This window comes from Flagellimonas hadalis (assembly GCF_007785775.2).
In the GTDB taxonomy this organism is placed as follows: Bacteria; Bacteroidota; Bacteroidia; order Flavobacteriales; family Flavobacteriaceae; genus Flagellimonas; species Flagellimonas hadalis.
Genome location: NZ_VNIK02000015.1, coordinates 65,332 through 88,783, shown reverse-complemented (window position 1 = coordinate 88,783; position 23,452 = coordinate 65,332). Strand labels below are relative to the sequence as shown.

Below are 23,452 nucleotides of genomic sequence, written 5' to 3'. Positions count from 1 at the left end.
TCAGGACGACTTCCCGAAAGATCCCTCCGAGGACTCTGATGTAGATGGTGATGGAATTGGCGACAATGCCGATGATGATGACAATAATGATGGCGTGACCGACACCGACACCGATGGCGATGGTCTTGGCGATGAAGTTGACAATGACGATGACAACGACGGTATTCCCGATGATCAGGATGACTTCCCTACTGATGCCAATGAAAATACCGACACCGATGGTGATGGGATTGGGGACAATGCCGATACCGATGATGATGGCGATGGATATTCCGACGATATCGAAGAGGTAGAAGGGACCAATCCAAAGGATCCCAACAGCACCCCATTGGACACCGATGGTGATGGTCTGCCCGATAGCATGGACGACGATGATGACAATGATGGTGTTTTGGACGGTGATGATTACTTCCCGACCAGCGATGAACCCAAACTCGTTCCGGCGCAAGCCTTTACACCCAATGGGGACGGAAACAACGATGCGTGGGTCATCCCGGGCATAGACAATTACCCCAACAATAAGGTTTCCGTTTACAACCGATGGGGGCATGAGGTCTTTGCGACAAGGTCATACAAAAATGACTGGGAAGGCTTCTACAAAAGCAGGAACGAAAAACTTCCCGCCGGCTCCTATCTCTATATCATCGATTTGGGAGATGGCAATGCCCCGTTGCAAGGCTGGATTTTCATCAACTACTAAAAACGACAAAAACAGAATCAAAGACATGAATATCATACATAAAATACAGATTTTGATAGTTGCCATGGTACTCTGTTCCACAGTCAGTGGCCAGCAGGACCCCAACTACACCTTTTACAGGTACAACATGAACATCTACAACCCTGCTTTTGCCGGTAGTTCCGAAGCCGCAGAATTTTCGTTGGGGGTACGTAGCCAATGGGCGGGCATTGAAGGTGCCCCTGAGAGCCAGAGCGCCATTTTTGGAATGCCCGTGGGCAGAAACTTGGGGCTGGGCGTGTCCATCCTCAACGACCGAACGTTCATTGAGCAACAGACATGGATGGCCATTGACATCTCCTATCACATCCAATTGGACGGGGAGCATCAACTTTACTTTGGCCTCAAGGGAAGTGCCAACTCCTATGATGCCAACACCAATGGCCTGATCACCTATGGTGTGGGACAGGATGGCTCGCTAATGGACTATGAGAGCAGGTTCACCCCCAATGTCGGCGCCGGGGTATACCTAAAGCACGATAGGTACTTTGCATCACTATCGGCACCCAAGTTGTTGACGCCCGATCGTCTTCAGGAACGCAATGGAAATGCCTATTTGGGCGTGGACCGCATGCACGCTTATCTAAGCGGCGGGTACACCTTTTTGTTGGGAAGGACATTGGACCTCAAGACCATGGGCATGCTACGCTATGTGGATGCTTCACCTGTATCGGTAGAGTTGACGGGCATGTTGGATTTTGGGGAGCGTTTTGAATTTGGTGCCAGTTATCGTCACGACGAGAGCATCAGCGGATTGTTCCTTTTCAACATTAGCCATGGCTTGAATCTGGGCTATGCCTATGAAACCTCCATCCAAAATTCCATCGATGGGTTGGACAACAATACCCACGAACTGTTCATGAGGTTAAAAATGTAACGATTTACCAAAATAGCAGCATCCAGGGTTTCAAACCCGGTGCGCCGCCAAACATACCAAAGGGCCACTCGGAATTTTCCGGATGGCCCTTATTTTTTCAAGAAAAGGGACAGATCATGACAACCGTCAATTGGAGAACCATTCCTATTTTTTACCTTGCACACCATCAACATTTTGAACCATGAAAGGAAATTTTTCCGCTTTGATAGAATCGGACCAATTGGTGCTCATCGACTTCTTTGCAGAATGGTGTGGCCCCTGCAAAATGCTTGCTCCCATCCTCAAAGAGGTGAAGGATGAACTGGGGGACTCGCTAAAAATCGTAAAGATCGATGTGGACAAAAACCAATCCCTTGCCGGCACCTATCAGGTAAGGGGCGTGCCCACCATGATGCTCTTCAAAAACGGCAAACAGCTCTGGAGACAGTCAGGAGTGCTCCAAAAAACAGAGCTGTTGCAGGTGGTGAGGTCCTATTTGTGATGCCCGATTGGTTTGGATTCAGGTACCTATTCGAACAAATGGATGACCAAAAAGGGGACTTTGGAATTGAAGGAAACTTTTTGGACCACTGGCTCACGGGTCAACCGCTCAAAGAAACCACGGTCCCGATTGATCATGGCCACCATTTGAATGTCCCCGTTCCCTTCCACCGTTTTTTGGATGGTATGGTAGATGGATGTGTCCTTTTCCACAGCCACAAAATCATAGGGCACCGATCTCAACTGTTTCTTGATGATATTTCTTGATGCCTCCTGCTCCGGGGTCAGTTCCTCCAAATTGCCCACAAGGGTTATGCTGATCTTGGAACCATGGAGTTTGGCAATCTGTAAAAGGGGTCTGAGTTCGTAGGCTTCAAAAAGATGCTCATATCCCGTGGCCAATAAAATGGTATCGATGTCACCTTCACTTTTGAAATCCTCGGGAACAGCAATTATGGGGCAAAAATCAATTTCCTTGATAATCTTGTACGTATTGCTCCCCATGAACACTTCCTTAAGGCCGGTTGCACCCTTGGTACCCATGATGATATAGTCCATACCTTTATTATAGACGGTCCTCCCAATGGCATTGACAAGGTTGTCCGCAATGGAAAGGGTCTCAAAAGTGTGTTCAGGGTTGCCATCCATCTCCTTCACCTGCTGCAAAACCTTTTCCAGGTCACGCTCCGATTGCTCCTTCAGCAAATGGAACAAACGGGTGTCGTTCGCCTGGCCCATTCTGGTACTCAGCCCAGAAGTACCCACTTGAAAGGCATTCAGGAGAAAGAAATCGCAGGGCACATCCTTGAAGAGGGTAAGCGCATATACGATCGCATTCCAGGCATTTTTTGAAAAATCGGTGGGCAGCACCACCTGTTTCTTATCCTTCTTTTTCATCTGTTCAAATTTTGCATTACCAAGAACGGTATCTTCAATTTCAAGCTCAAAAGGTCCACCGTGGACCGATAGAGCATATCCTCAAAAAAGGAATGTCGGGAGTTCACCATGACAAGCAGGTCGGCCCCTTTCTGCTCTAATTTTTCCAGAATGGCCTCTGCCCTGTTTTTGATGGGCATGGTTTCAAAATACAGATAGGATCGGGAAAGTGTGCCTTCCAAGAAACGTTTGTTGTCCTCTTGTCGTGGACTGAGTTCATCAAAATCCGTAATGTAAAGGCAGTGCACTTCCGATTTGAACTTACTGGCCAGATCGTCCAAAAGTTTCAGCTCCCTCCGCTTGTAAGGTAGCATGTAGTCGGTAGGAAAAAGGACAGACTTGGGCCGCCTATATTCAAAACCCTCGGGAACGGCCAGTACAGGACACTTCACATACTTGAACACTTCAATGGTATAACTTCCAAAAGTGGTCTTATGGTCACTGGTTCCCCCTTTGGTCCCCATGATCACCAAATCTATGTTCATTTCATCCACCACATCGTTTATCCCGTCCACCAAGCTGTCAAAACAGGCGATGGTCTCAAAATTGTGCAAAGGGTTCGGGGGCGTACCCATGATGGGTTCCAGCATTTGGTCCAGTTTCTTCTGTGTTTGCTCCCTTGTTTTCTTTTTGAGGGCATCCACTTCTTCCTTCGGATTGGCACCAAACTCCCCGTATACCTGTTCCGCATAGGCATGCAGGACAAAAAAACAGGCCCGCTCACATTTGTAGAGCTCTTGGGCATATTGGAGCGCTTGGAGCGCATTCGCTGAAAAATCTGTAGGGATCAATACGGTTTTCATTTCAATCACTGTTTCTCCAAAGATAGACGCGCCACTCCGGGCATAAAATGATATTGGTCAATCCAGTATCATAAAAAATTAACACTTGAACCCCTAAAATGCGGTTTGCGCCCTTGTATTGGTCGTTAAGCCATAACAAGTGGACGTTCAAAGGTTTCCTGTGTTAAAATACCCTTATCAAACTATACGGAACAATCGGTAAACTTTATCTTTGGCTGACACTATTTTAAAAAAAATAGTGCCACCATCCACCAAACCAAAATGAAAGTAAGAACTATAGTTTACATCCTATTTGTCATTGGAATAGGTGCGCTCATCGCCTACAGAATCAAATCCAATGCAGAAGTGGGGAAATCCGGCGGCGGCGGCCCCAGCATCCCCACAGTCTCCGGCATGGTCCTAAAACCACAGACCTTCAAGGACAACATTTCCATTGCCGGAACCTTGGAAGCCAATGAGCAGATCGAGATACGGAGCGAAGTATCGGGAGTCGTAGAGAGTATCAATTTCAAGGAAGGGAGCAAGGTGTCTCAGGGACAAGTGTTGCTAAAAGTAAACGACATTGAGCTACGTGCCCAGCTTTCCAAGGCACAGACTGCAAAAAAACTGGCCTCTGAAAATGAGCGAAGAGCAAAGCTCCTCTTGGAAAAACAGGCCATAAGCCAAGAAGAATATGACATTGCCAGCGCGGACTATCAATCGGCCAGTGCCGAAGCCGAGCTGATTGAAGCGCAATTGTCCAAGACCACACTTAGAGCGCCCTTTTCCGGGACCATCGGCCTAAGGGCCATTTCCAAGGGAACTTATGTGACCCCTACCAGCGTTATTGCCAAATTGGTCAATACCGACGAACTGAAGATCACCTTTTCCGTTCCAGAAAAATATGCCGCCCAAGTAAATGTGGGCACGGCACTGACCTTTACCACTTCAGATTCAAAGGAAGAATACAGTGCCACCATCTATGCGATAGATCCTGAAGTGGACATCACCACCAGGACCCTCAGGATGCGGGCCATCATGGACAATCGGGACAACAAGCTCTACCCTGGTGCCTATACCAGTGTCCAATTGCCTTTGGAAACAGTGGACAATGCCCTTTTGGTACCCTCTGAGGCATTGATCCCCGTACAAAATGGAAAGAAGATCTTTATCCTTGAGAATGGCAAGGCCAAGGAAGTGGATGTGGAAATCGGGGCACGTACCGGAAAAGTGGTACGCGTACTGACCAACCTTCATCCTGGAGACACCATACTTACCTATGGTGTGATGGCACTACAGAATGGTTCGCCCGTGCACGTTGTTCTTGAAGAACCCGAACCCTTGATCCAAGCGCCATGAGCCTCTCTACCATAAGTATCAAAAGACCTGTTCTCACCATTGTGATGAACATTTCCATTATTCTTTTTGGGATCATTGGCTATACCTTCTTGGGTGTTCGGGAGTTCCCGTCCATTGACCCTGCTGTGGTCTCCGTTCGCACCAGTTATTCCGGAGCAAATGCGGATATCATTGAATCCCAGATCACCGAGCCCTTGGAAAAGGCCATCAACTCCATTGATGGAATACGCAACATTACATCTTCCAGTGTTCAGGGTTCCAGTTCCATCACCATCGAATTTGAACTGGACAAAGACCTGGAAGCCGCCGCAAATGACGTGCGTGACAAAGTTTCGCAGGCCCTGCGGAGTCTTCCCGAAGATTTGGATGCCCCTCCCGTGGTTTCAAAAGCAGATGCCGATGCCGACAGGATCATTTCAATGACCGTTCAGAGCAACAACAAGAACATCCTGGAACTTTCGGACTATGCGGAAAATGTAATCGCCCAACGGATCGAGACCATTCCCGGGGTGAGCGGGGTGCAGATTTGGGGACAGCGTAGGTATGCGATGAGGCTTTGGATAGACCCCTTGAAACTGGCATCCTACGGACTCACCGTGGCCGATGTGCGTGCCGCACTTTTGGCCCAGAACATCGAATTGCCCTCTGGCAAACTTACAGGAGACAATACAGAGTTGAGCGTAAAGACCCTCGGAAACCTGAACACCGAGGAGGAGTTCAACAACATCATCATATTGGCCGACGGGGAAAAATTGGTACAGCTGAGCGATATTGGCCGTGCTACCCTTGAAGGCGAGAACATGGAGACCAAAATGAGCGACTCAGGACAGCCCATGGTCGCTGTTGCTGTGGTCCCACAGCCGGGAACCAACTACCTGGAAATTGCCAATGCCTTCTATGAAGAATACGAAAAACTTCAAAATGACCTTCCCGAAGATTTTAAACTAAATGTTGTCATTGATGATACGGTCTTCGTGAAAAGAGCCGTCACCGAGGTTGCGGAGACCATTTTGATATCCATCATTCTCGTGATCTTGGTCATCTACCTGTTCTTTAGGAACTGGTCCCTCGCACTGCGTCCATTGTTGGACATTCCCGTTTCATTGATCGCCACCTTCTTTTTTATGTGGATGCTGGGATTCTCCGTGAACGTACTTACCCTATTGGCCATCGTTTTGGCCACAGGACTGGTGGTGGATGACGGTATTGTGGTCACCGAGAACATCTATAAAAAAATTGAGGAGGGCATGAATCCCATAGAGGCGGCCATCAAAGGGTCCAACGAGATCTTTTTTGCGGTCATCTCCATCTCCATCACCCTTGCCGCGGTGTTCCTGCCCGTTATCTTCCTCGAAGGTTTTGTGGGCCGGTTGTTCAGGGAATTTGGTGTGGTATTGGGAACAGCAGTACTGGTCTCGGCCTTCGTTTCCCTTACGCTCACGCCCATGCTGAATGCCTATCTGACCAAGCCCGGGAAACAGAGCAGATCCAAATTCTATCAGGTCACCGAAAAATACTTTGTGGCCATGAACGAGTCCTACAAAAGTGCCTTGGAAAAGTTCATCCAGAAGAAATGGCTCAGCTTCCCCATTCTCATCGGATGTTTGGGATTGATCGTACTCTTCTATTCCCTACTTCAAAAAGAGACCGCGCCCTATGATGACCGTAGCTTTGTAAGCATGAACGTTTCGGCCCCCGAGGGATCGTCCTATGACTATATGGACAAACTGATGACCGACATCACCAAATTGATCAATGACTCCATCCCCGAAAAAAAGGTCAGCCTTATCTTGACCTCGCCCGGGTTTGGTAGCTCATCGGTGAACAGTGGGCGTGCCAATGTGGCTTTGGTAGACCCTAGCGAACGAGAACGTTCCCAACGTGAGATTGCCCAAGATCTAGGTCGCTGGTCCAAAGCCTTTGTTGGGGGAAGATCCAACGTTTCAGAACGACCCACTATTTCTGTGAACCGACGTGGTGGACCTCCGATCCAGTTCATCATCCAAGCAAAGAATTTTGAAAAACTACAGGAAAAAGTCCCTGAATTCATGGCCGAGGCAGAAAAAGACCCAACCTTCTCCTTTGTGGATGTGAACCTCAAGTTCAACAAACCTGAAATCTATGTGTCCATCGATAGGGAAAAGGCCCAAAGTCTTGGGGTTTCCGTTCGGGATGTGGCACAGACCCTCCAGCTATCCTTGAGCGGGCAACGCTTCGGTTACTTTTTGATGAACGGAAAACAATATCAGGTGATAGGTCAGTTCGACAAACAAGATCGGAACGATCCTACGGACCTCACCTCCATTTTTGTAAAGAACGACAAGGGGCAATTGATCCAATTGGACAATTTGGTCACCACCGAAGAACACAGCAGTCCACCACAATTGTTCCACAACAACCGATATATGTCTGCCACGGTTTCCGCCAACTTGGCACCGGGCAAGAGTATCGGTGACGGAATTGATGCCATGAACGCCATAAAGGAAAGGGTCTTGGACGATACCTTCACTACGGATCTTGGCGGTGAATCCCGCGACTTCGTGGAAAGTAGTTCCAATACAGCATTTGCATTTGGTCTGGCCTTCCTGTTGATCTTTTTGATCCTCGCTGCCCAGTTTGAAAGTTTTATTGACCCCATCATTATCATCCTCACCGTGCCCATGGCCGTTGCAGGGGCAATGTTCTCTCTGTGGCTGTTCGGTGAAACCTGGAACATTTTTAGCCAGATTGGTACCATCATGCTGATAGGTTTGGTGACCAAGAACGGTATCCTGATCGTTGAATTTGCCAATCAGCTACAGGAAGAAAACCAGGAACTATCCAAAATGGAGGCCATAATGAAAGCGTCCGTATCGCGATTGCGACCTATTTTGATGACCAGTCTTACCGTTGCCCTGGGTGCATTGCCCATTGCATTGTCGCTTGGCGCAGCATCCTCCAGCCGTACCGGTATGGGTGTGGTGATCATTGGTGGCACCTTGTTTTCCTTGGTACTCACCCTGTTCATCATCCCGGCACTGTATCTCATGTGGTCCAGAAAAAAAGTCATACGTCCTGAATTCAAAAACCTAGAAATTTCCTCACATGGGCATTAAAAAGCGAATAAGCATTTTTATATTCGTATTGAACGGCATTGCTTTGACCAATGCACAGGAAGTCCTTACGGTGCAAGATGCGGTCAAAATAGCTCTGGAAAACAATTTTCAGATAAAAACGGCCCGAAACGAACTGAAGATAGATGAGTTGGGCACCACTCCCGGACAGGCTGGAATGCTTCCCCAGGTCGGGGCCAATTTGGCCGATAACAACAGTATACAAAGTTTGACCCAAGTCCGTAACGATGGAACCGTTCAGGACCGGGACAATGTAAAGAACAGTAGTTTCAATTATGGTGTGGCCTTGGAGTGGACCGTTTTTGATGGTCTGCGTATGTTCGCCAACTACGAACAGTTGAAGGAAACCAAAAAACTGGGTGAAGCCGAACTGAAACAGGCCATATTGACCACCGTAGGCGAAGTCATGATCACCTATTATGACCTAGTCCAGCAACAGCAACAACTATCGGCCCTGGACAGTACCCTTATCATCTCGGAGCAGCGCGTGGAACTTGCCCAAAACCGATTTACCATAGGTAAGGCATCCAAACTGGAAGTACTGAACGCCCAAGTGGACCTCAATACGGACCAGACCCTGATGCAGCGCCAGCAGGAACTTTACAAGAACACCAAGACCCAACTGAACGAGCAATTGGCCCGTGACCTCAAGATCGATTTTAGGGTGATTCCTGAGATATTCGTGGACCAAAAACTGATTTTGGACGAACTGGAGGCCAAAGTAGCCGAGGAAAACCCGCAATTGCAGGCCGAAAAAATCAACAAGCGCATCAGTGAACTGGAACTGAAACAGATCAAGGCGGCCCGCTACCCGTCCATATTTGTGACCTCGGGGTACAACATTGGCAATTCCAAATCAGAGTTGGGCTTTGCCACAAGTTCGGACTCAAAGGGGTTCAGCTACGGTTTTGGAGCTACGCTTAACCTGTTCGATGGTTTTAACCAGAACAGGAACGAAAAAATGGGGAAAGTGGCCTTGGAGAACGCTGAAATTGCCATTGCCCAACAAGAACAGGCATTGACATCTTTGGTGAACACCACGTACCAAACCTATCTGACCAACATCAGCCTTATGGAACTCGAGGAAAGGAACGAGGCCATTGCCAAGGAAAATTTGGAAATCACCGTGGAAAAATACCGGATCGGCATCATTCCCACCATAGAGTTCAGAACGGCACAATTGAACTATATCAACGCCAGTGTGCGGCTCAGCAATGCTAAATTCCAGGCCAAACTCTCCGAAATTGTCCTCAAACAATTGGCCGGAAACTTGGAGATATAAAAATCAAAATTACTGCCTTGAATGCAGGGCATACAAAGTATCAGAACTAAGACCGCTGTGCTTTTGGAGTCAAAAAAATGGACTTTTGTCTTAATTCCAAAAGTCAGTTAGATGCCAATCTTCGGAAATTCCCGCAGATCAAATTCAAGTTTTGTCGGGTTGAGTGCAGTCGAAACCTATTGGTTTTGATACTGATTTAGTTCTCGACTGCACTCGAACCGAGGTTTATTAGTTTCCATTGAACCATACCATCACATAGATGACAATGGCCACTATCACCAAGGAAATGACAATATCCTTCCAGTTGTAACTGCTCTTGTTCTTTCTTTTTTCCTCTTCGGAAATGGTGGCATAGGTAAGGTTCCTCAGTTTTTCTTCCGAAGGGGCTTTCGTAGCATAGCTCACCACCACAATCAATACAATACAGAACAAGAAGAACCAAGAGGCGAAGGACAAAAAGTTCATATCGCCCAAAAGGAACCAAAAGCTTCCGGGGTCCAAAGATTCTTTTACCAATTCCAAAATGATCCGGAGTGCTCCCACGATAAATCCGACCACAAGTGTGACGAATGCGCCCTGGGCATTGATACGCTTATGGAATATCCCCAAAAGGAACACCGCGGTGATCGGTGGGGCTATGTAGGATTGCACACTTTGGAGGTATTCATAGAGCACTCCCGATATGTTGGCCATGATAGGGATCCAGATGATACCGATGATGACCACCACCACTGTAGCGATCTGTCCCGTCCTGACCAGTTTCTTCTCAGGGGTATTTGGCCTCAGTTTTTTGTAGATATCGACCGTGAACAGGGTAGAACATGAATTGAACACAGAGGCCAATGAACTCATCAATGCCGCCAACAGGCCTGCCGCGACCAGACCACGCAGTCCGGATGGCAAGAGGTTGCTCATCAAAACGGGGAAAGCTTCATCCGGGCTGTCCCAATGCAGTTCACCACGCATTTTCAAGGTCAGCGCTATCACGCCCGGGATCAAGAACAAGAAAACTGGGAAAAGTTTTAACAAGGCACCAAAAATGGTCCCTCTCCTACCCTCTTTAATATTCTTTGCCGTCAATGCACGTTGCACGATGTATTGGTCCGTACACCAATACCAAATTCCTGTGATCGTACTTGCAATCAACAGGGAAGGCCATGGAAAATCGGGATCGGAAGCGGAACGCCACATATTGAGGTATTCCGGGGTAACGGTCTCTTTCATGCTCTGCCACCCCCCTACATGGTCCAAACCGATGAGGGTAAGGGCAGCGGCGCCCACCACAAGTATAATGGCCTGAAGTGTTTCCGTATAAACTACTGCCCGCATTCCGCCCAGAACGGTGTAAACCCCTGTCAAGACCACCGTGGCAATGGCCCCGGTCCAAAAATCAATGCCCAACAAGGCAGAGACCACAATCCCACCCGCATAGATGGTCACCGATATTTTAGTGAGCACATAGGCCACAATGGAGAATACGGAAAGAATCCATCGGGCACGGGCATCAAATCGTTTTTCCAAAAATTCCGGCATGGTGAAGACCCCTGCCCGTGCATAGAAGGGTAAAAACACCCATCCCAGAATCAGCACCACCCATGCTTGTATCTCATAGATCAACATGGGCAAACGGTTCCCGGCTCCTGCACCTGCCAGTCCCACCACGTGTTCCGAGCCAATATTGGAGGCAAAAATGGAGGCCCCGACCACAAACCATCCCACGTTTCTGCCGGCAAGGAAATAATCTTCCGTGCTTTCTTTTTTCTTGCGTATCACCCAAACGGCAATTCCCAAAAGCACGACGAAGTAAGCGGATATAGTAATCCAATCAAAAGTATCCAATGTCTTCATGTCGTGCTTATTTGGTGGATAGTTTAAACAAAGTTCTGGAAGAATAGGTCTCCCCCGGATTCAGCCTAACAGAAGGAAAATTTTCCTGATTGGGGGTATCGGGATAGTGTTGGGTCTCCAGACAAAATCCTGATCTTTGCCCATAAGTACCTCCTTTTTGGGCGGGCAAGGTGCCGTCCAAAAAGTTTCCACTATAAAATTGGATGCCAGGCTCGTCAGTGTAAACTTCCAAAAAACGCCCTGTTTTGGGATGATATGCGGATGCCGCCAGGCCATAATTACCTGCTTCTTGATTGAGTACCCAACAGTGATCATATCCTTTGCCCAATTTCAACTGCTCATCTTCGGCATTGATCTCCTTGCCCATCAACTTGGGTTGTTTGAAATCGAACGGAGTCCCAGCGACCTTACGCAACTCCCCGGTCGGAATAAGGCCTGAATCCACAGGAAGATAGGCATCGGCATCCAAGAAAAGTTCGTGATCGAGTATGCTTTGGGTAAAATTTCCAGAAAGATTAAAATAACTATGCTGGGTAAGATTTAGGATGGTAGGTTTGTCCGTTGTGGCCTCGTAATATACATCAAGCTCATTGTTGGCCGTCAAGGTATAGGTGACCTTTACTTCCAATTTTCCGGGATATCCTTCTTCCCCATCTGCACTGGTATAGGTAAGCTCTAGGGAAGCGCCATCGGCGGTACTTTCCGCTTTGGCTTGCCAAACCACTTTGTCAAAACCTTTTTCTCCCCCGTGAAGGTGGTTTTCGCCATCATTGGTGGCAAGGGTATAGGTCTCGCCGTCCAATGTGAACTTGCCCTTGGCGATGCGGTTGCCATATCGCCCTATCAAAGCTCCAAAATAGGGGTTGCCGTCAAGGTATTGCTGCAAATCGTCAAATCCGAGGACGATATCCTCGTAGTTCCCTTCCTTGTTGGGGGCCGTCCAGCGGGTGATGATACCACCATAGGTGATCACATCGATTTCCATGCCTTTTGTATTCTTCAAGGTATATTTTTCCACTTTGGTGCCGTCCGGCATTTCGCCAAAAATGGTTTTTTGAATCGGGTCGTTTCCTTGTTCGGTCTTGACGGTTTCCATGCCTGATGGGTTTTCTTTTTTGTTCTCCTTGCAGCCCAAATTTAGAAGTGTTAGGAGAAAAACAAAACTAATAAGGGAAGGTTGTGCTGTCTTCATGATATTTAGATGGTTTGTTTGTTAATTTAGCCAAAGGTGTTTACATCACTTGCTGAAACAAGTGATAATAGGCTTCATTGGCATGCAATTGATCCTTGAAGCTTCTTATTTTGGTGTCCGCGTCAATGACCAAGAGTTCAATTCCGAAAATATCGGCAAAATCTTCCATATACTCGGTATTCAATGCTTGGGAATATACGGTGTGGTGCGCCCCGCCCGCATAGATCCATGCTGTTGCGGCAACATCCAGATTGGGTTTCGGGTCCCAAAGCACCCGTGCCACTGGAAGTTTGGGCAAATCGGCCATCGGCTCTACGGCTTCCACCTCGTTCACAATCAGGCGAAACCTGTTGCCCATATCCACCAAAGAAGCATTCATGGCACTACCTGCCGGGGAATTAAAAACCAGTCTTACAGGGTCTTCTTTGCCGCCGATACCCAACGGATGCACTTCGCAAGATGGTTTGGCATTGGCAATGGACGGACAAATTTCCAACATGTGGGAGCCGAGGACATAATCTTTTTGAGGGGTGAAATGATAGGTGTAATCTTCCATGAAAGAGGTCCCTCCTTCCAAACCTTCTGCCATCACTTTCATGGTTCTGGTCAAGGCTGCGGTTTTCCAATCGCCTTCGCCCCCAAAACCATATCCATCAGCCATCAAGCGCTGTACAGCAAGACCTGGCAATTGTTTCAGCGTCCCCAAGTTCTCGAAGGTATCGGTGAATGCTTTGAACCCGCCTTCAACCAAGAAGGTTCTTAGTCCCAATTCAATCTTGGCAGCCTCTACCAATGATTGCCGCTTTGCCCCATTTTTTTGAAGTGATCCCGACAAATTGTAGCTGGCTTCGTATTCCTCAATTAGTTGATCTACAGCTTTTTGGTCCAGCCTCCCAATAATGTTGGTAATGTCCGATGAATCGTAACCGTTCACTTCTACACCAAAGCGCATCTGCGCGGCCACTTTATCGCCTTCGGTCACGGCAACCTGGCGCATATTGTCCCCGATACGGGCCACTTTTAGGTGCATCAATTCATCGGCGCCCAACGCCACACGCGCAAAAACGCCCAGCTTTTGTTGTACTCTTTCACTTTTCCAGTGACCTACGACCACTTTTCGGTTCTTTCGCATTCTGGACATCATATAACCAAATTCTCGGTCCCCGTGGGCCGATTGGTTCAGGTTCATAAAATCCATATCAATGTTTTCCCATGGAATTTCGGCATTGAACTGCGTATGCAAATGGCATAATGGTTTGCTCAATATTCTAAGGCCTGCTATCCACATTTTTGCAGGAGAAAATGTATGCATCCATGTTACCACACCTATACAGGCCGGGGTATTGCTGGCTTCGCGACAAAGTGCCGTTATTTCATCCGGCGTGGTGACGATTGGCTTAAAAACCAAGGAAACAGGCAGTTTTCCCCCTTCATTCAATCCATCCACTATTTCTTTGGAATTGCTGGCCACTTGTTTCAAAGTTTCCGGTCCGTACAAATGTTGGCTCCCTGTTACGAACCAGATTTCTTTTGTAGTCATATTCATTGAACTGTAGTTTATTTATTGACCGTAATAGGCATTTTTACCATGTTTACGTTCATAGTGTTTTTTTATGAGTGATTCTTTTAATCTCGGTGCATCGGGATTGATCTGTAGGGTCAAATAGGCCATTTGGGCCACTGTTTCCAACACTTTGGTGTTATACACTGCCTTTGCGGCATTTTTGCCCCAAGCGAACGGACCATGGTTTCCGATCAGAACCATTTCCACCTCGTTGTAATCCAATTTTCTTTCCTTGAAACAATCCAAAATCTGAATCCCTGTGTTATGCTCGTAATTCCCCTCGATGAGTTCGTCCGCCAAAGGCGGGGCGCAAGGAATATCGTGGGTAAGATGATCGGCATGTGTGGTCCCGAAAATGGGGATGTCCAGTTGGGCCTGCGCCCAAGCCACGGAATACATGGCATGGGTGTGTGCCACTCCACCGATTTCTTTCCAGTTTTTGTAGAGATAACTATGGGTTTTGGTGTCCGACGATGGCCTAAGGTCACCCTCGACCACCTTGTTGTCATAATCCATGATGACTATATCTTCAGGTTGAAGCATTTCATAGGGCACACCGCTGGGTTTTATGGCAAAAACGGCACTGTCCCTGTCCACGGCACTTACATTACCAAAGGTATATATGACCAGCCCAAGGGCATTGAGTTCCATATTCGCTTCGTAGCATTCCTCTTTGAGCGATTTGTATTTTGAGCTCATGGTTTATTTTTTTTGTTGGTTTGTTCTTCCACAAAACTTCCAAGTTGTTTGTAGTCTTCCAATAATTTGGCATACACTTCCACTTGGGAAGATTGTGGGAAGTATTCTGCTTCAAAGTCACTTCCCATGACCTTGCTGGCCTCAATTACATTTTCATGGATTCCAGATGCCACGGCCGCATATATCGCCGCTCCCAGAGCGGGAGCCTGATCGGACTCCGCCACTTTGATGGGCATGTTGAGCACATTGGCCAAGGTCTGCATGATGAACGGGGACTTTCTCGCCACCCCACCGATACCGATCACGGTCTCGATTTTCACTCCTTCCTCTTCAAAACGGTCCACGATCATTTTGGAACCAAAACATATCGCATTGACCAACGACTTGAAAATATGGGGGGCCTTGGTGCCCAGTGATATTCCTGAAATGGCACTTTTCAACTCTTGGTCGGCATCGGGCGTTCTCCTACCGTTCACCCAATCCAAAGCTACCGGGACCACTTCAGACAAAGGAATGTTCTCGGCCTGTTCTGCCAAGCTGCGGATAAATTTGGATTCCACCTCAGCCTTAAGCTCTGCTTTTTGTTCTTCTGATAATATTTTGGAGTTTAAAACAAGGTTATCGATTGGCCACTGCAATACACTTTTGAACCATGCCAACACATCGCCAAATGCAGACTGTCCGGCTTCGAGACCAACCATGCCCGGAATTACCGAACCATCCACCTGTCCACAAATTCCTTTAACGGTTTTATCGCCAACAGCTTCGTTGGAAGACACCATAATATCGCAGGTAGATGTCCCCATGACCCTTACAAGTGCATGATGGTCCACTTTGGCACCTACTGCTCCCGCATGGGCATCAAAAGTTCCTACGGCAATGACCGTGTTGGTGGTCAAACCCAGTTTACTTGCCCATTCTTTATTTAGATGGCCTGCCACCTCATCGGAAGTATAGGTTTCATCATATAGGTTTCCGCGAAGCGATGCCAAATATGCATCCAGTTTTGCTAAAAATGCTGCATCGGGAAGTCCGCCCCAACTCTCGTGCCACATGGCTTTGTGCCCTGCTGCGCACCTACTTCTCTTGAATTTTTCTAGGTCTTTTTCATCGGCCAGCAGATAGGTGACATAATCACAATGCTCCATCCAAGTATGGGTGGCATCGATGACGGTTTTGTCCTCCCTGGCCACATGAAGTATCTTGGCCCAGAACCATTCCGAAGAATAGATCCCGCCTTCGTACTTGGTGTAATCCTCTCCACCCCAGCTTCTCGCCAACTCATTGATCTCGTTGGCTTCCTTCACGGCGGTGTGATCTTTCCAAAGCACCATCATCGCATTCGGGTTTTCCTCAAAGCCCGGCACCATGGCCAATGCCGTTCCATCCTCAGCTATTGGCATTGGGGAGGAGCCTGTGGTATCGATACAGATTCCCTTTACGGTTTCCGGGGAGACACCACTTTGCTTCATCACGGCCCGTATGGTATGCTCCAATCCTTCGATATGGTCCAATGGGTGTTGGCGGAACTGATTGATTTCCGGTCTGCAATATTTTTGTGCCCTCCATCTGGGATACCAAAATACTTCGGAGGCCAGCTCTGCACCATTTTTTGTGTCGATCAATACAGCCCTTACCGAGTCGGAACCATAATCCAGTCCTATTACGTATGCTTTCATTCTGTTGGTCAGTCTTCAAAAAGCATTTTTCAATGCTCGAGTGTTGTATATATAAATTTCTGTTTTTTAAGCTATTATTCTGTTTTTTCTTCTGCTTCCTTCACCGGCAACCACACTTTCATTTTACCCACTCCCCTATTGGACCAGGCATAATAGGGTATGGCGGTCAAATTATCGTTGGAAATGGTGTTTACGCCCCCCAATAGATCGGGCTGCATCTCCACCTTGAATTCTTCATTTGCGGTGAGTTGGATGTCATCAAATTGGCCTTTATTGTCGATTTCCTCTACCGCATACACTATGGGACCATATTCGAGTGACATTTTCCCTTTGTCTTCCTCCACTTTTGGATTGGCGATCACCTTTCGGACGGACATTGGAAATTCGAGTTCCACCTCATCCCCAGGTTCCCATATTCTGGTCACTGTAAAATAGCCTTTATCGACACCCTCTTCAAGCTTCTCCCCATTCAGGAAAATCTTGTTACCGGCTTCATCTTTGGATGCATAATGATACAAATCTCCCGGTAAGACTTCATTTCTGGCCCATCCGGGTATTCTAAGTTTGATGGTGAACTCACCTGCCTTTTCAGGTTTTACCGTGAGCTTTACCTTGCCATTCCAAGGGTAAGAAGTTTCTTGTTCCACCTCAACTTTATGATCATTGAGTTCGACTTTGGCAGTGTTGGCCGAATAAAGATTTACAAACAGGGTGTTATCGTCTTTGGAATATATCAAACCTGGCATAGCGGGAATAAAACGAATCACATTGGTGGGGCAGCAGGAACAATCGAACCAGTCTTTTCGGGTGCATGCCCCCTGATTGAATTTATACACCCCATCCGATTCCAACGCATTGGGATAAAAGAATTGTTGGCCATCTAGGGACAATCCAGAAATCAATCCATTATACAGTGTCCTCTCAATGACATCGAAGTATTTCACATCTCCTGTCAAATTGTGCAACCTATGGTTCCAGTATACATCGCCGATTGATGCGCAGGTTTCGTTGTAAGCGGTCAGGTTGGGCAATTCATAATTTTCGCCAAAGGCCTCCCCATCATGTTTGGCCCCTATTCCTCCTGTGATGTACATTTTTTTGTTCACCGTATTGTCCCAAAGGGCGTTTACCGCCTTTAGGTAGGCAGAGTCCTTCTCAATGGCGGCAATGTCCGTCATGGCGGCATACATATACACGGCCCTTACGGCATGGCCAACCACTTCATCTTGATCTACCACGGGCAGATGGTCTTGGGAATAGGCCCCAAAAAGTTCATGGTGGTCCGGTTTTCCCCTATGGTCCAAGAAATATTTGGCGAGGTCAAAATATTCCTTTTTTCCTGTGGCTTGATATAATTGGATCAGGCCCGTTTCAATGATCTGGTGTCCGGGAACGGCGGCAATTTTGCCCTTTCCTTCACCAAAGGTCTCCACCATCAGGTCTGCATTTTTGATGGCGATGTCCAAAAAGTTGCGTTTGCCCGTGGCCTTATAATGGACAGCGGCAGCCTCGTACAAATGGCCCGCGTTATAAAGTTCATGGCTTGCTTCCAAGGATTCCCAACGCTCGCCCTTGTCCACCTTTACCCAACTTGCCGGAGGTTTTGCGGGATTTATGGTCCGCCAAGTGGTCAAATAACCATCGGCTTCCTGCCCCACTTCTATGATGGTCACCAAGGAATCCAATAGCTTTTCCAATGTTGGATTGGGTGCGCTGATCAAGGAATTGGAGGCCCCTTCTATAATTTTGTAAACGTCTGTGTCGTCAAAAGGCATTACTCCCTTTGTCCCACCTTCCATTTTGCCTCCTGCAATCAGAAAGTTGTCGAAACGTCCCTCTTCCCTGCATTTTTCCAAGGCATATTCAATGGTTTTTTCTTGAACACGCTGTATGATCGGCAACCAGAATTCATCCTTGATCTTTACATTTTGAATGTTCACCGGTTCAATGGGATAACCGGATTCCGCATAGATCGTATCTTCGGCATCCGATGGCTTTTCCGCTTCTTTTTTGCATGATGCCACCATCACCAATACACTGGCGGCCATCCATATCAGTTTCTTCATCTGCGTTTATTTTCCTTCTAAAACAATTAGTGAATGTGCCGGGATGGTAAGGGAAATCTTCCCTTTTCTGAGTTTGGCATCCTTAAATTCCTTTGGTATCACTTTTTCTGGGTTGTCAAAGGAATTATGGTCCTGCAACTTGTCCGATGTCAAAATTTGTCCTTCAATATCCTTGATGTCCAAGTTGGGCATATCCAATTCCACAGCGATGTCATTTTCTGGGTCGATGTTTACCAAGGAAATATGTATTTTCCCCGTTTTGTCTTTCGATGCCGACACCGATATGGTCGGCAGGCCCCTGAACTGGCCATTCCCATCTATTTTTGAAGGCAACAATTGTGCATCCTGATGGACTTTGTACATGTGCATGACGTGATAGGTCGGAGTCTTTATCATTTTCTCCTTATCGGTGAGGATCACGGCCTGCAGCACATTGACCATTTGGGCCAAGTTGGCCATTTTCACTCGTTTTGCATGGTTGTTGAAGGTATTGAGCACCGTTCCGGCAATCATCACATCGCGGATGGTGTTCTGCTGGTAGAGCACCCCGTTCTTCACCTCGGGTTCGGCATCGTACCAACCGCCCCACTCATCCACAAAAAGGGCCACCTTGTTCTCGGGATCATATTTGTCCATGATCTCGATGTGCTTGGTGACATATTCTTCCATTTTCAGTGCCTGTTCCATCGACTTGAAGTAGATCTCATCATCAAAATTGACGGACGGCCCTTTGTCGGACCAATCAAAAACGGCATAATCGTGAAGGGCCACGGCCTCCATCAAATGATAAGGTACATTCTTCATCAAAGTCTCCGTCCAGTGGTAGTCATCTTCGGAAGCACCCGAGGCTATTCTGTAGATTTCCGTTTCCCCGGACCATCCGGGCATGAAAGTGGCGTACTGACGGTAGATGTCCGCATAGTATTCTGCGGTCATGTTTCCACCACACCCCCATGTCTCGTTGCCCACACCCCAGTATTTTACTTTCCATGGGGCTTCGCGGCCATTTTCCCGGCGCCAATCGGCCATGGGACTCACTCCATCATGGTTGGTGTACTGTACCCAGTCTATCAGTTCCTGCACAGTGCCACTGCCCACATTGGCAGAGAGGTAAGGTTCTGCCCCAAGCACCTCGCACAGGTTCAAAAAGTTATGTGTCCCAAAACTATTGTCCTCGGTAGTCCCGCCCCACCAACGGTTCACGATGGTCGGTCTTTCTTCCTTCGGCCCCACTCCGTCCTTCCAATGATAGGTATCGGCAAAACAACCTCCAGGCCATCTCAGGTTGGGGATGTTAAGTTCCTTTAGTGCCGCAATGATGTCATTCCGCACCCCTTCCGTATTGGGGATGGTCTTGTTTTCTTCACCAACGTACAAACCTTCATAGATGCAACGCCCCAAGTGTTCGGCAAAATGTCCGTAAATGTGCCTGCTGATCTGTGGAGACTGGGAATCCTCATTTATACTGATCATCACAGCCTGCTGTGCAACTATGTGTGATGACAATATCATGGTCAAAAGTAAGGTCAGGTATCTCATATAAACGATTTTTCAATGGTTGCAAAAGTCAAAAGGCCACTTATCGGCCATGGCCTTGAACTATAATTACTAAACTTAAATTCACCCAAATAGGTCAACCCAATATGCAAATGACCCCAATATTCAAGTGTTGTTTTTACATTTATAAATAAACAAAAGTTTGATGGTTAAAACAAATTTTATTTTAAATTTTATGTGTCGATTATACACCATCATTAAAATAATATAAACATCTCATTTTTAGCACAAAAAAAATTATCTGTTTTACAAAACCTGATCGCTCAACCATCTATATCGGATTTCATGTACCTTTTTGGAGTTTTTCATCAAAAGATATTTGTTTAAAAAATTTAGTTTTAGGACTTTAGCCCCATGGAAATACCCAAAGAAGCAGATTTGTCCACCGACATCAACAGGCAGCTCAATTTTTACCAAAAAGAGGATCAGGCCCTATTGGCCGTGGACTGTATTATTTTCGGTTTTGACAAGACCAACCTGAAAATATTGCTCATCAAACGGAATTTTGAGCCCGAAAAGGGAAAATGGTCCCTGATTGGCGGATTCTTGAAGAAAAATGAGAACCTGGACCAAGCTGCCACACGGGTGTTGAACACCTTGACCGGCCTGAGCGATATCTACATGGAGCAATTGTACACCTACAGCAAGCTGGACCGTGACCCAGGCCAACGTACTATTTCCGTATCCTATTTTGCACTGATCGATGTGGATTCGCACCAGTTCGATGGCATCCAGATCGAGTCGGCCCGCTGGTTCGACCTCAACGAGGCCCCCAGCCTGATCTTTGACCACGATGAAATGATCCAAAAGGCCATAGCCCGTTTGCGACGTAGGGCCATGACCATGCCCATCGGTTTTGAACTACTCCCTGAAAAATTCACCATGCGCCAACTCCAAAACCTTTATGAATCCATTTTGAACAAAAAACTGGACAAGCGCAACTTTATCAATAAGGTCAATTCTTTGGATGTCTTGGTAAAATTGAACGAGAAGGACATGACCGTTTCCCGAAAAGGAGCCTATCTTTTTGTTTTTGATAAGGAAAAATACAGAAAAAAGGTCGAGGAGGATGGATTCAGTTTTAAGCTCTGATGGTTCGCTCGAAAGCGTAATCAATTTTTAGCTCTTTTTGGTTCTGTTTGCTGCATCAATTCTTGGATTTTCTTTTCAGTCAAGGTATGGTCATATAGCCGCAAAGAGGCCATATGGCCAGAAAAATTCTCGCCCACATCCGATGCCCCTATGCGTATTTTGGCATTGGCTATCTGTGAGGCCAAGGTCATGACCTGGGAATTATCCAATTTGCCATCCACATATATTTTCTCGACCACCCCATCAAAAGTCAGTACGATATGGTGCCATTCATTGGGCAAGGGAAGATTGTTGTACTTCATATCAAAATGGCCATCCAAATGTGCAGCTGCGCCATAATGACCGCTATTGAAATGCAAAGCATTATAGGAATTGGCCAGATTGAACCTGAACCTATCGCACCATGAGAACAAACATTCCCCTTCTTTGGCTATTTGCGGGTTTTTTACCCAAGTGGCCACAGTGAAGGACCCGTTCCACTCCAAACTCTTTGGAACAGCTTGATCCAAAACTAGTGCTCCCTTGGTAAAATGAAATGCCTTTACTCCTTCCCCATCATCAGTTACACTGACCTGTCCTTCTTTTTCAAAATTTCCTCCAATGTTCCCTTTGTTGGGCAAACTTACAAAGTCTTGGCCCAAGGAAGCATCCTCGGCATCAATGGCCACCAATTTACCATTTGAACTTTTTGCGGCTGGTCCTTCTTTTGATGGTTTGCTTTGCAATGACAAAGGAATTTCAAACAGTGAACCAAATACCTTGATGTTCCAAACTGCTGCGTAAAGCCCGGTTTTTTCAACATCCAAGACCGTTAGTTTCAAATAACGGGCCCTGACCTCCTTGTCATCGACCATGGGACTTCCCGGTGTTTTGTTGCCGGAACGGTCTGCAAAAAGGTCCCAGTTTTGTCCATCCGCGGAATATTCCAGTTTGTATTGGTAATAGTACCCGGCAAACTCAAATTGCGTCATCACCCTTTTTATACGGGTCGTTTTTCCCAAATCAAGGGTCAAATGCTGTGGAAATGAATTGTCCCCAGCCTTCCACATGGTCGCATTGTGGTCGTCCGTGGCAAAAGAAGGCTTGTAGGCATAGTCGTACTGAAGGGATTGCAAATGGTAAAAGGAAGAGGCCGTGGACGTGGCTCCAAACGCCAAGTTCTTCGGAGCATTGGATTTTACCAAATATTGAAGGTCCTTGCTTCCCGGAACCACTTTCCGTATGGTGGAATCGTTTTCAAAGACCATTTCATCCACAGCAACTTGTCGGGATAGGCCACCCCTTGTCATGGGATAATCGTGTTTGTGATAGACGATGTAATACCTCCCATTTTCTTCCAGCACCGAATGGTGTCCCGGACCATGCACCGTTCCTTCTTCATTGGTGGACAAGATGGGGTTGTTCTCCCCTGGAACAAATGGCCCATAGGGTGTATCGGAATAGGAATACCTCACATTGTAGGTTTCATCATGGCAGGAGCCACCGGAGTACATCAAAATGTATTTGTCGCCTTTTTTCATCATATAGGCCGCCTCAAAAGGTTCTGGGGTCTCTCCCAAAGGAATGTTCTTCGCATTTTTGACCTTGGCCATACTCGTGTCCAATTCGCCTACGGCATATCCACCATTGTAATGCACCCAAGTGCCCCAATAGGCATAAATTTTACCATCGTCATCCTTAAAGAATTGGGCATCAAGAGACGGGAAACCTTTTCTGGGATAGTTGTGTGCGATTACCGGAGTATCTTCCTTGTTCAATTTTTCCCAAGGTCCCACAGGGGTATCGGACACATATCCATAGATATTGCACCCGGCCTGGCAATTGCCAAAATACAGGTAATATTTGCCATCATCGCCTTCGATAATATCCGGCGCCCAAAAATTCCTAAGGTTGACGGATTCCAAGGAGGGAACTTCCATGGTGCAATTGTACCAATGCCTGAAATCCTTGCTATACCAAACGGTAGGAACCCCGGATGCCAACATTTCATTATCTGTAGTGGCATAGATGTAATAGGTATCCCCAAATTTCTTGATGGTGGGATCGGCAAAATATCCAGGAAGAATGGGGTTTATCCTCTCCATGGGAAGCTGTCCCATCTTTTGCTGTCCAAAGGCATTTCCCCATGCCAAAATCAACAACAATATGTTCAGCACCCTATTCTTCATTCAATTCCCCGGCTTAATC

General features: G+C 47.0%; 17 protein-coding genes. 7 read left to right on the top strand and 10 right to left on the bottom strand.

Going from position 1 to position 23,452, the window contains the following annotated elements:
- From FOT42_RS18150 to trxA, 3 genes are all read left to right on the top strand, one after another.
- On the top strand, positions 1–700 hold a 700-nt coding region (locus FOT42_RS18150), incomplete at its 5' end, for a gliding motility-associated C-terminal domain-containing protein (protein ID WP_192938425.1).
- Positions 701–725: 25 nt separating this feature from the next.
- On the top strand, positions 726–1,616 hold the full coding sequence (locus tag FOT42_RS16460; protein WP_192938424.1) for a PorP/SprF family type IX secretion system membrane protein: 891 nt from the start codon (positions 726–728) through the stop codon (positions 1,614–1,616).
- A gap of 181 nt (positions 1,617–1,797) precedes the next feature.
- Positions 1,798–2,097, top strand: a complete 300-nt coding sequence (gene trxA / locus FOT42_RS16455; protein ID WP_151891613.1) for a thioredoxin — start codon at positions 1,798–1,800, stop codon at positions 2,095–2,097.
- 26 nt (positions 2,098–2,123) lie between these two features.
- On the opposite strand, the gene FOT42_RS16450 is transcribed toward trxA, so the two are convergent.
- Together FOT42_RS16450 and FOT42_RS16445 are read right to left on the bottom strand one after the other, a co-directional pair.
- Positions 2,124–2,993, bottom strand: coding sequence for a universal stress protein (locus FOT42_RS16450; protein ID WP_151891612.1), 870 nt, complete (start codon positions 2,991–2,993; stop codon positions 2,124–2,126).
- Positions 2,990–3,835, bottom strand: coding sequence for a universal stress protein (locus FOT42_RS16445; protein WP_151891611.1), 846 nt, complete (start codon positions 3,833–3,835; stop codon positions 2,990–2,992). The genes FOT42_RS16450 and FOT42_RS16445 overlap by 4 nt, the downstream gene beginning before the upstream one ends.
- A 261-nt stretch (positions 3,836–4,096) precedes the next feature.
- On the opposite strand from FOT42_RS16445, the gene FOT42_RS16440 reads away from it, so the two are divergent.
- From FOT42_RS16440 to FOT42_RS16430, 3 genes are read left to right on the top strand one after another with little or no spacing between them, the layout of a single operon-like run.
- On the top strand, positions 4,097–5,173 hold the full coding sequence (locus FOT42_RS16440) for an efflux RND transporter periplasmic adaptor subunit (RefSeq protein ID WP_151891610.1): 1,077 nt from the start codon (positions 4,097–4,099) through the stop codon (positions 5,171–5,173).
- Complete coding sequence (locus tag FOT42_RS16435) at positions 5,170–8,268, top strand: efflux RND transporter permease subunit (RefSeq protein WP_151891609.1); 3,099 nt, start codon at positions 5,170–5,172, stop codon at positions 8,266–8,268. The genes FOT42_RS16440 and FOT42_RS16435 overlap by 4 nt, the downstream gene beginning before the upstream one ends.
- Positions 8,258–9,568: a TolC family protein gene (locus tag FOT42_RS16430; protein ID WP_151891608.1), complete on the top strand. Its 1,311-nt coding sequence runs from the start codon at positions 8,258–8,260 to the stop codon at positions 9,566–9,568. The genes FOT42_RS16435 and FOT42_RS16430 overlap by 11 nt, the downstream gene beginning before the upstream one ends.
- A 228-nt stretch (positions 9,569–9,796) precedes the next feature.
- Here the strand turns inward: FOT42_RS16430 and FOT42_RS16425 are convergent, their stop codons facing one another.
- From FOT42_RS16425 to FOT42_RS16395, 7 genes are all read right to left on the bottom strand, one after another.
- Positions 9,797–11,416: a sodium:solute symporter gene (locus FOT42_RS16425; RefSeq protein ID WP_151891607.1), complete on the bottom strand. Its 1,620-nt coding sequence runs from the start codon at positions 11,414–11,416 to the stop codon at positions 9,797–9,799.
- Between the two features lie 7 nt (positions 11,417–11,423).
- Entirely contained in the window at positions 11,424–12,608 is a 1,185-nt protein-coding gene (locus FOT42_RS16420; protein WP_151891606.1) for an aldose epimerase family protein, read from the bottom strand.
- A 40-nt stretch (positions 12,609–12,648) separates the two neighbouring features.
- The gene (gene araA / locus FOT42_RS16415) at positions 12,649–14,154 is read right to left on the bottom strand and encodes an L-arabinose isomerase (RefSeq protein ID WP_151891605.1); all 1,506 of its coding nucleotides are present in this window, start codon (positions 14,152–14,154) and stop codon (positions 12,649–12,651) included.
- Between the two features lie 15 nt (positions 14,155–14,169).
- Positions 14,170–14,871 (bottom strand): L-ribulose-5-phosphate 4-epimerase, encoded by a 702-nt coding sequence (locus tag FOT42_RS16410; RefSeq protein WP_151891604.1) that lies wholly within the window; start codon positions 14,869–14,871, stop codon positions 14,170–14,172.
- Positions 14,868–16,550, bottom strand: coding sequence for a ribulokinase (locus FOT42_RS16405; protein ID WP_151891603.1), 1,683 nt, complete (start codon positions 16,548–16,550; stop codon positions 14,868–14,870). Before FOT42_RS16405 ends, FOT42_RS16410 begins: the two co-directional genes overlap by 4 nt.
- A 74-nt stretch (positions 16,551–16,624) precedes the next feature.
- Entirely contained in the window at positions 16,625–18,616 is a 1,992-nt protein-coding gene (locus FOT42_RS16400; protein ID WP_151891602.1) for a glycoside hydrolase family 127 protein, read from the bottom strand.
- Between the two features lie 6 nt (positions 18,617–18,622).
- On the bottom strand, positions 18,623–20,155 hold the full coding sequence (locus FOT42_RS16395; protein WP_151891601.1) for an alpha-N-arabinofuranosidase: 1,533 nt from the start codon (positions 20,153–20,155) through the stop codon (positions 18,623–18,625).
- Between the two features lie 372 nt (positions 20,156–20,527).
- Here FOT42_RS16395 and FOT42_RS16390 point away from each other — a divergent pair, with 372 nt between their 5' ends.
- Positions 20,528–21,265: an NUDIX hydrolase gene (locus FOT42_RS16390; RefSeq protein WP_151891600.1), complete on the top strand. Its 738-nt coding sequence runs from the start codon at positions 20,528–20,530 to the stop codon at positions 21,263–21,265.
- Between the two features lie 20 nt (positions 21,266–21,285).
- Here FOT42_RS16390 and FOT42_RS16385 read toward each other — a convergent pair whose 3' ends face one another.
- Positions 21,286–23,433, bottom strand: a complete 2,148-nt coding sequence (locus tag FOT42_RS16385; RefSeq protein ID WP_151891599.1) for a family 43 glycosylhydrolase — start codon at positions 23,431–23,433, stop codon at positions 21,286–21,288.
- Between the last annotated feature and the right edge of the window lie 19 nt (positions 23,434–23,452).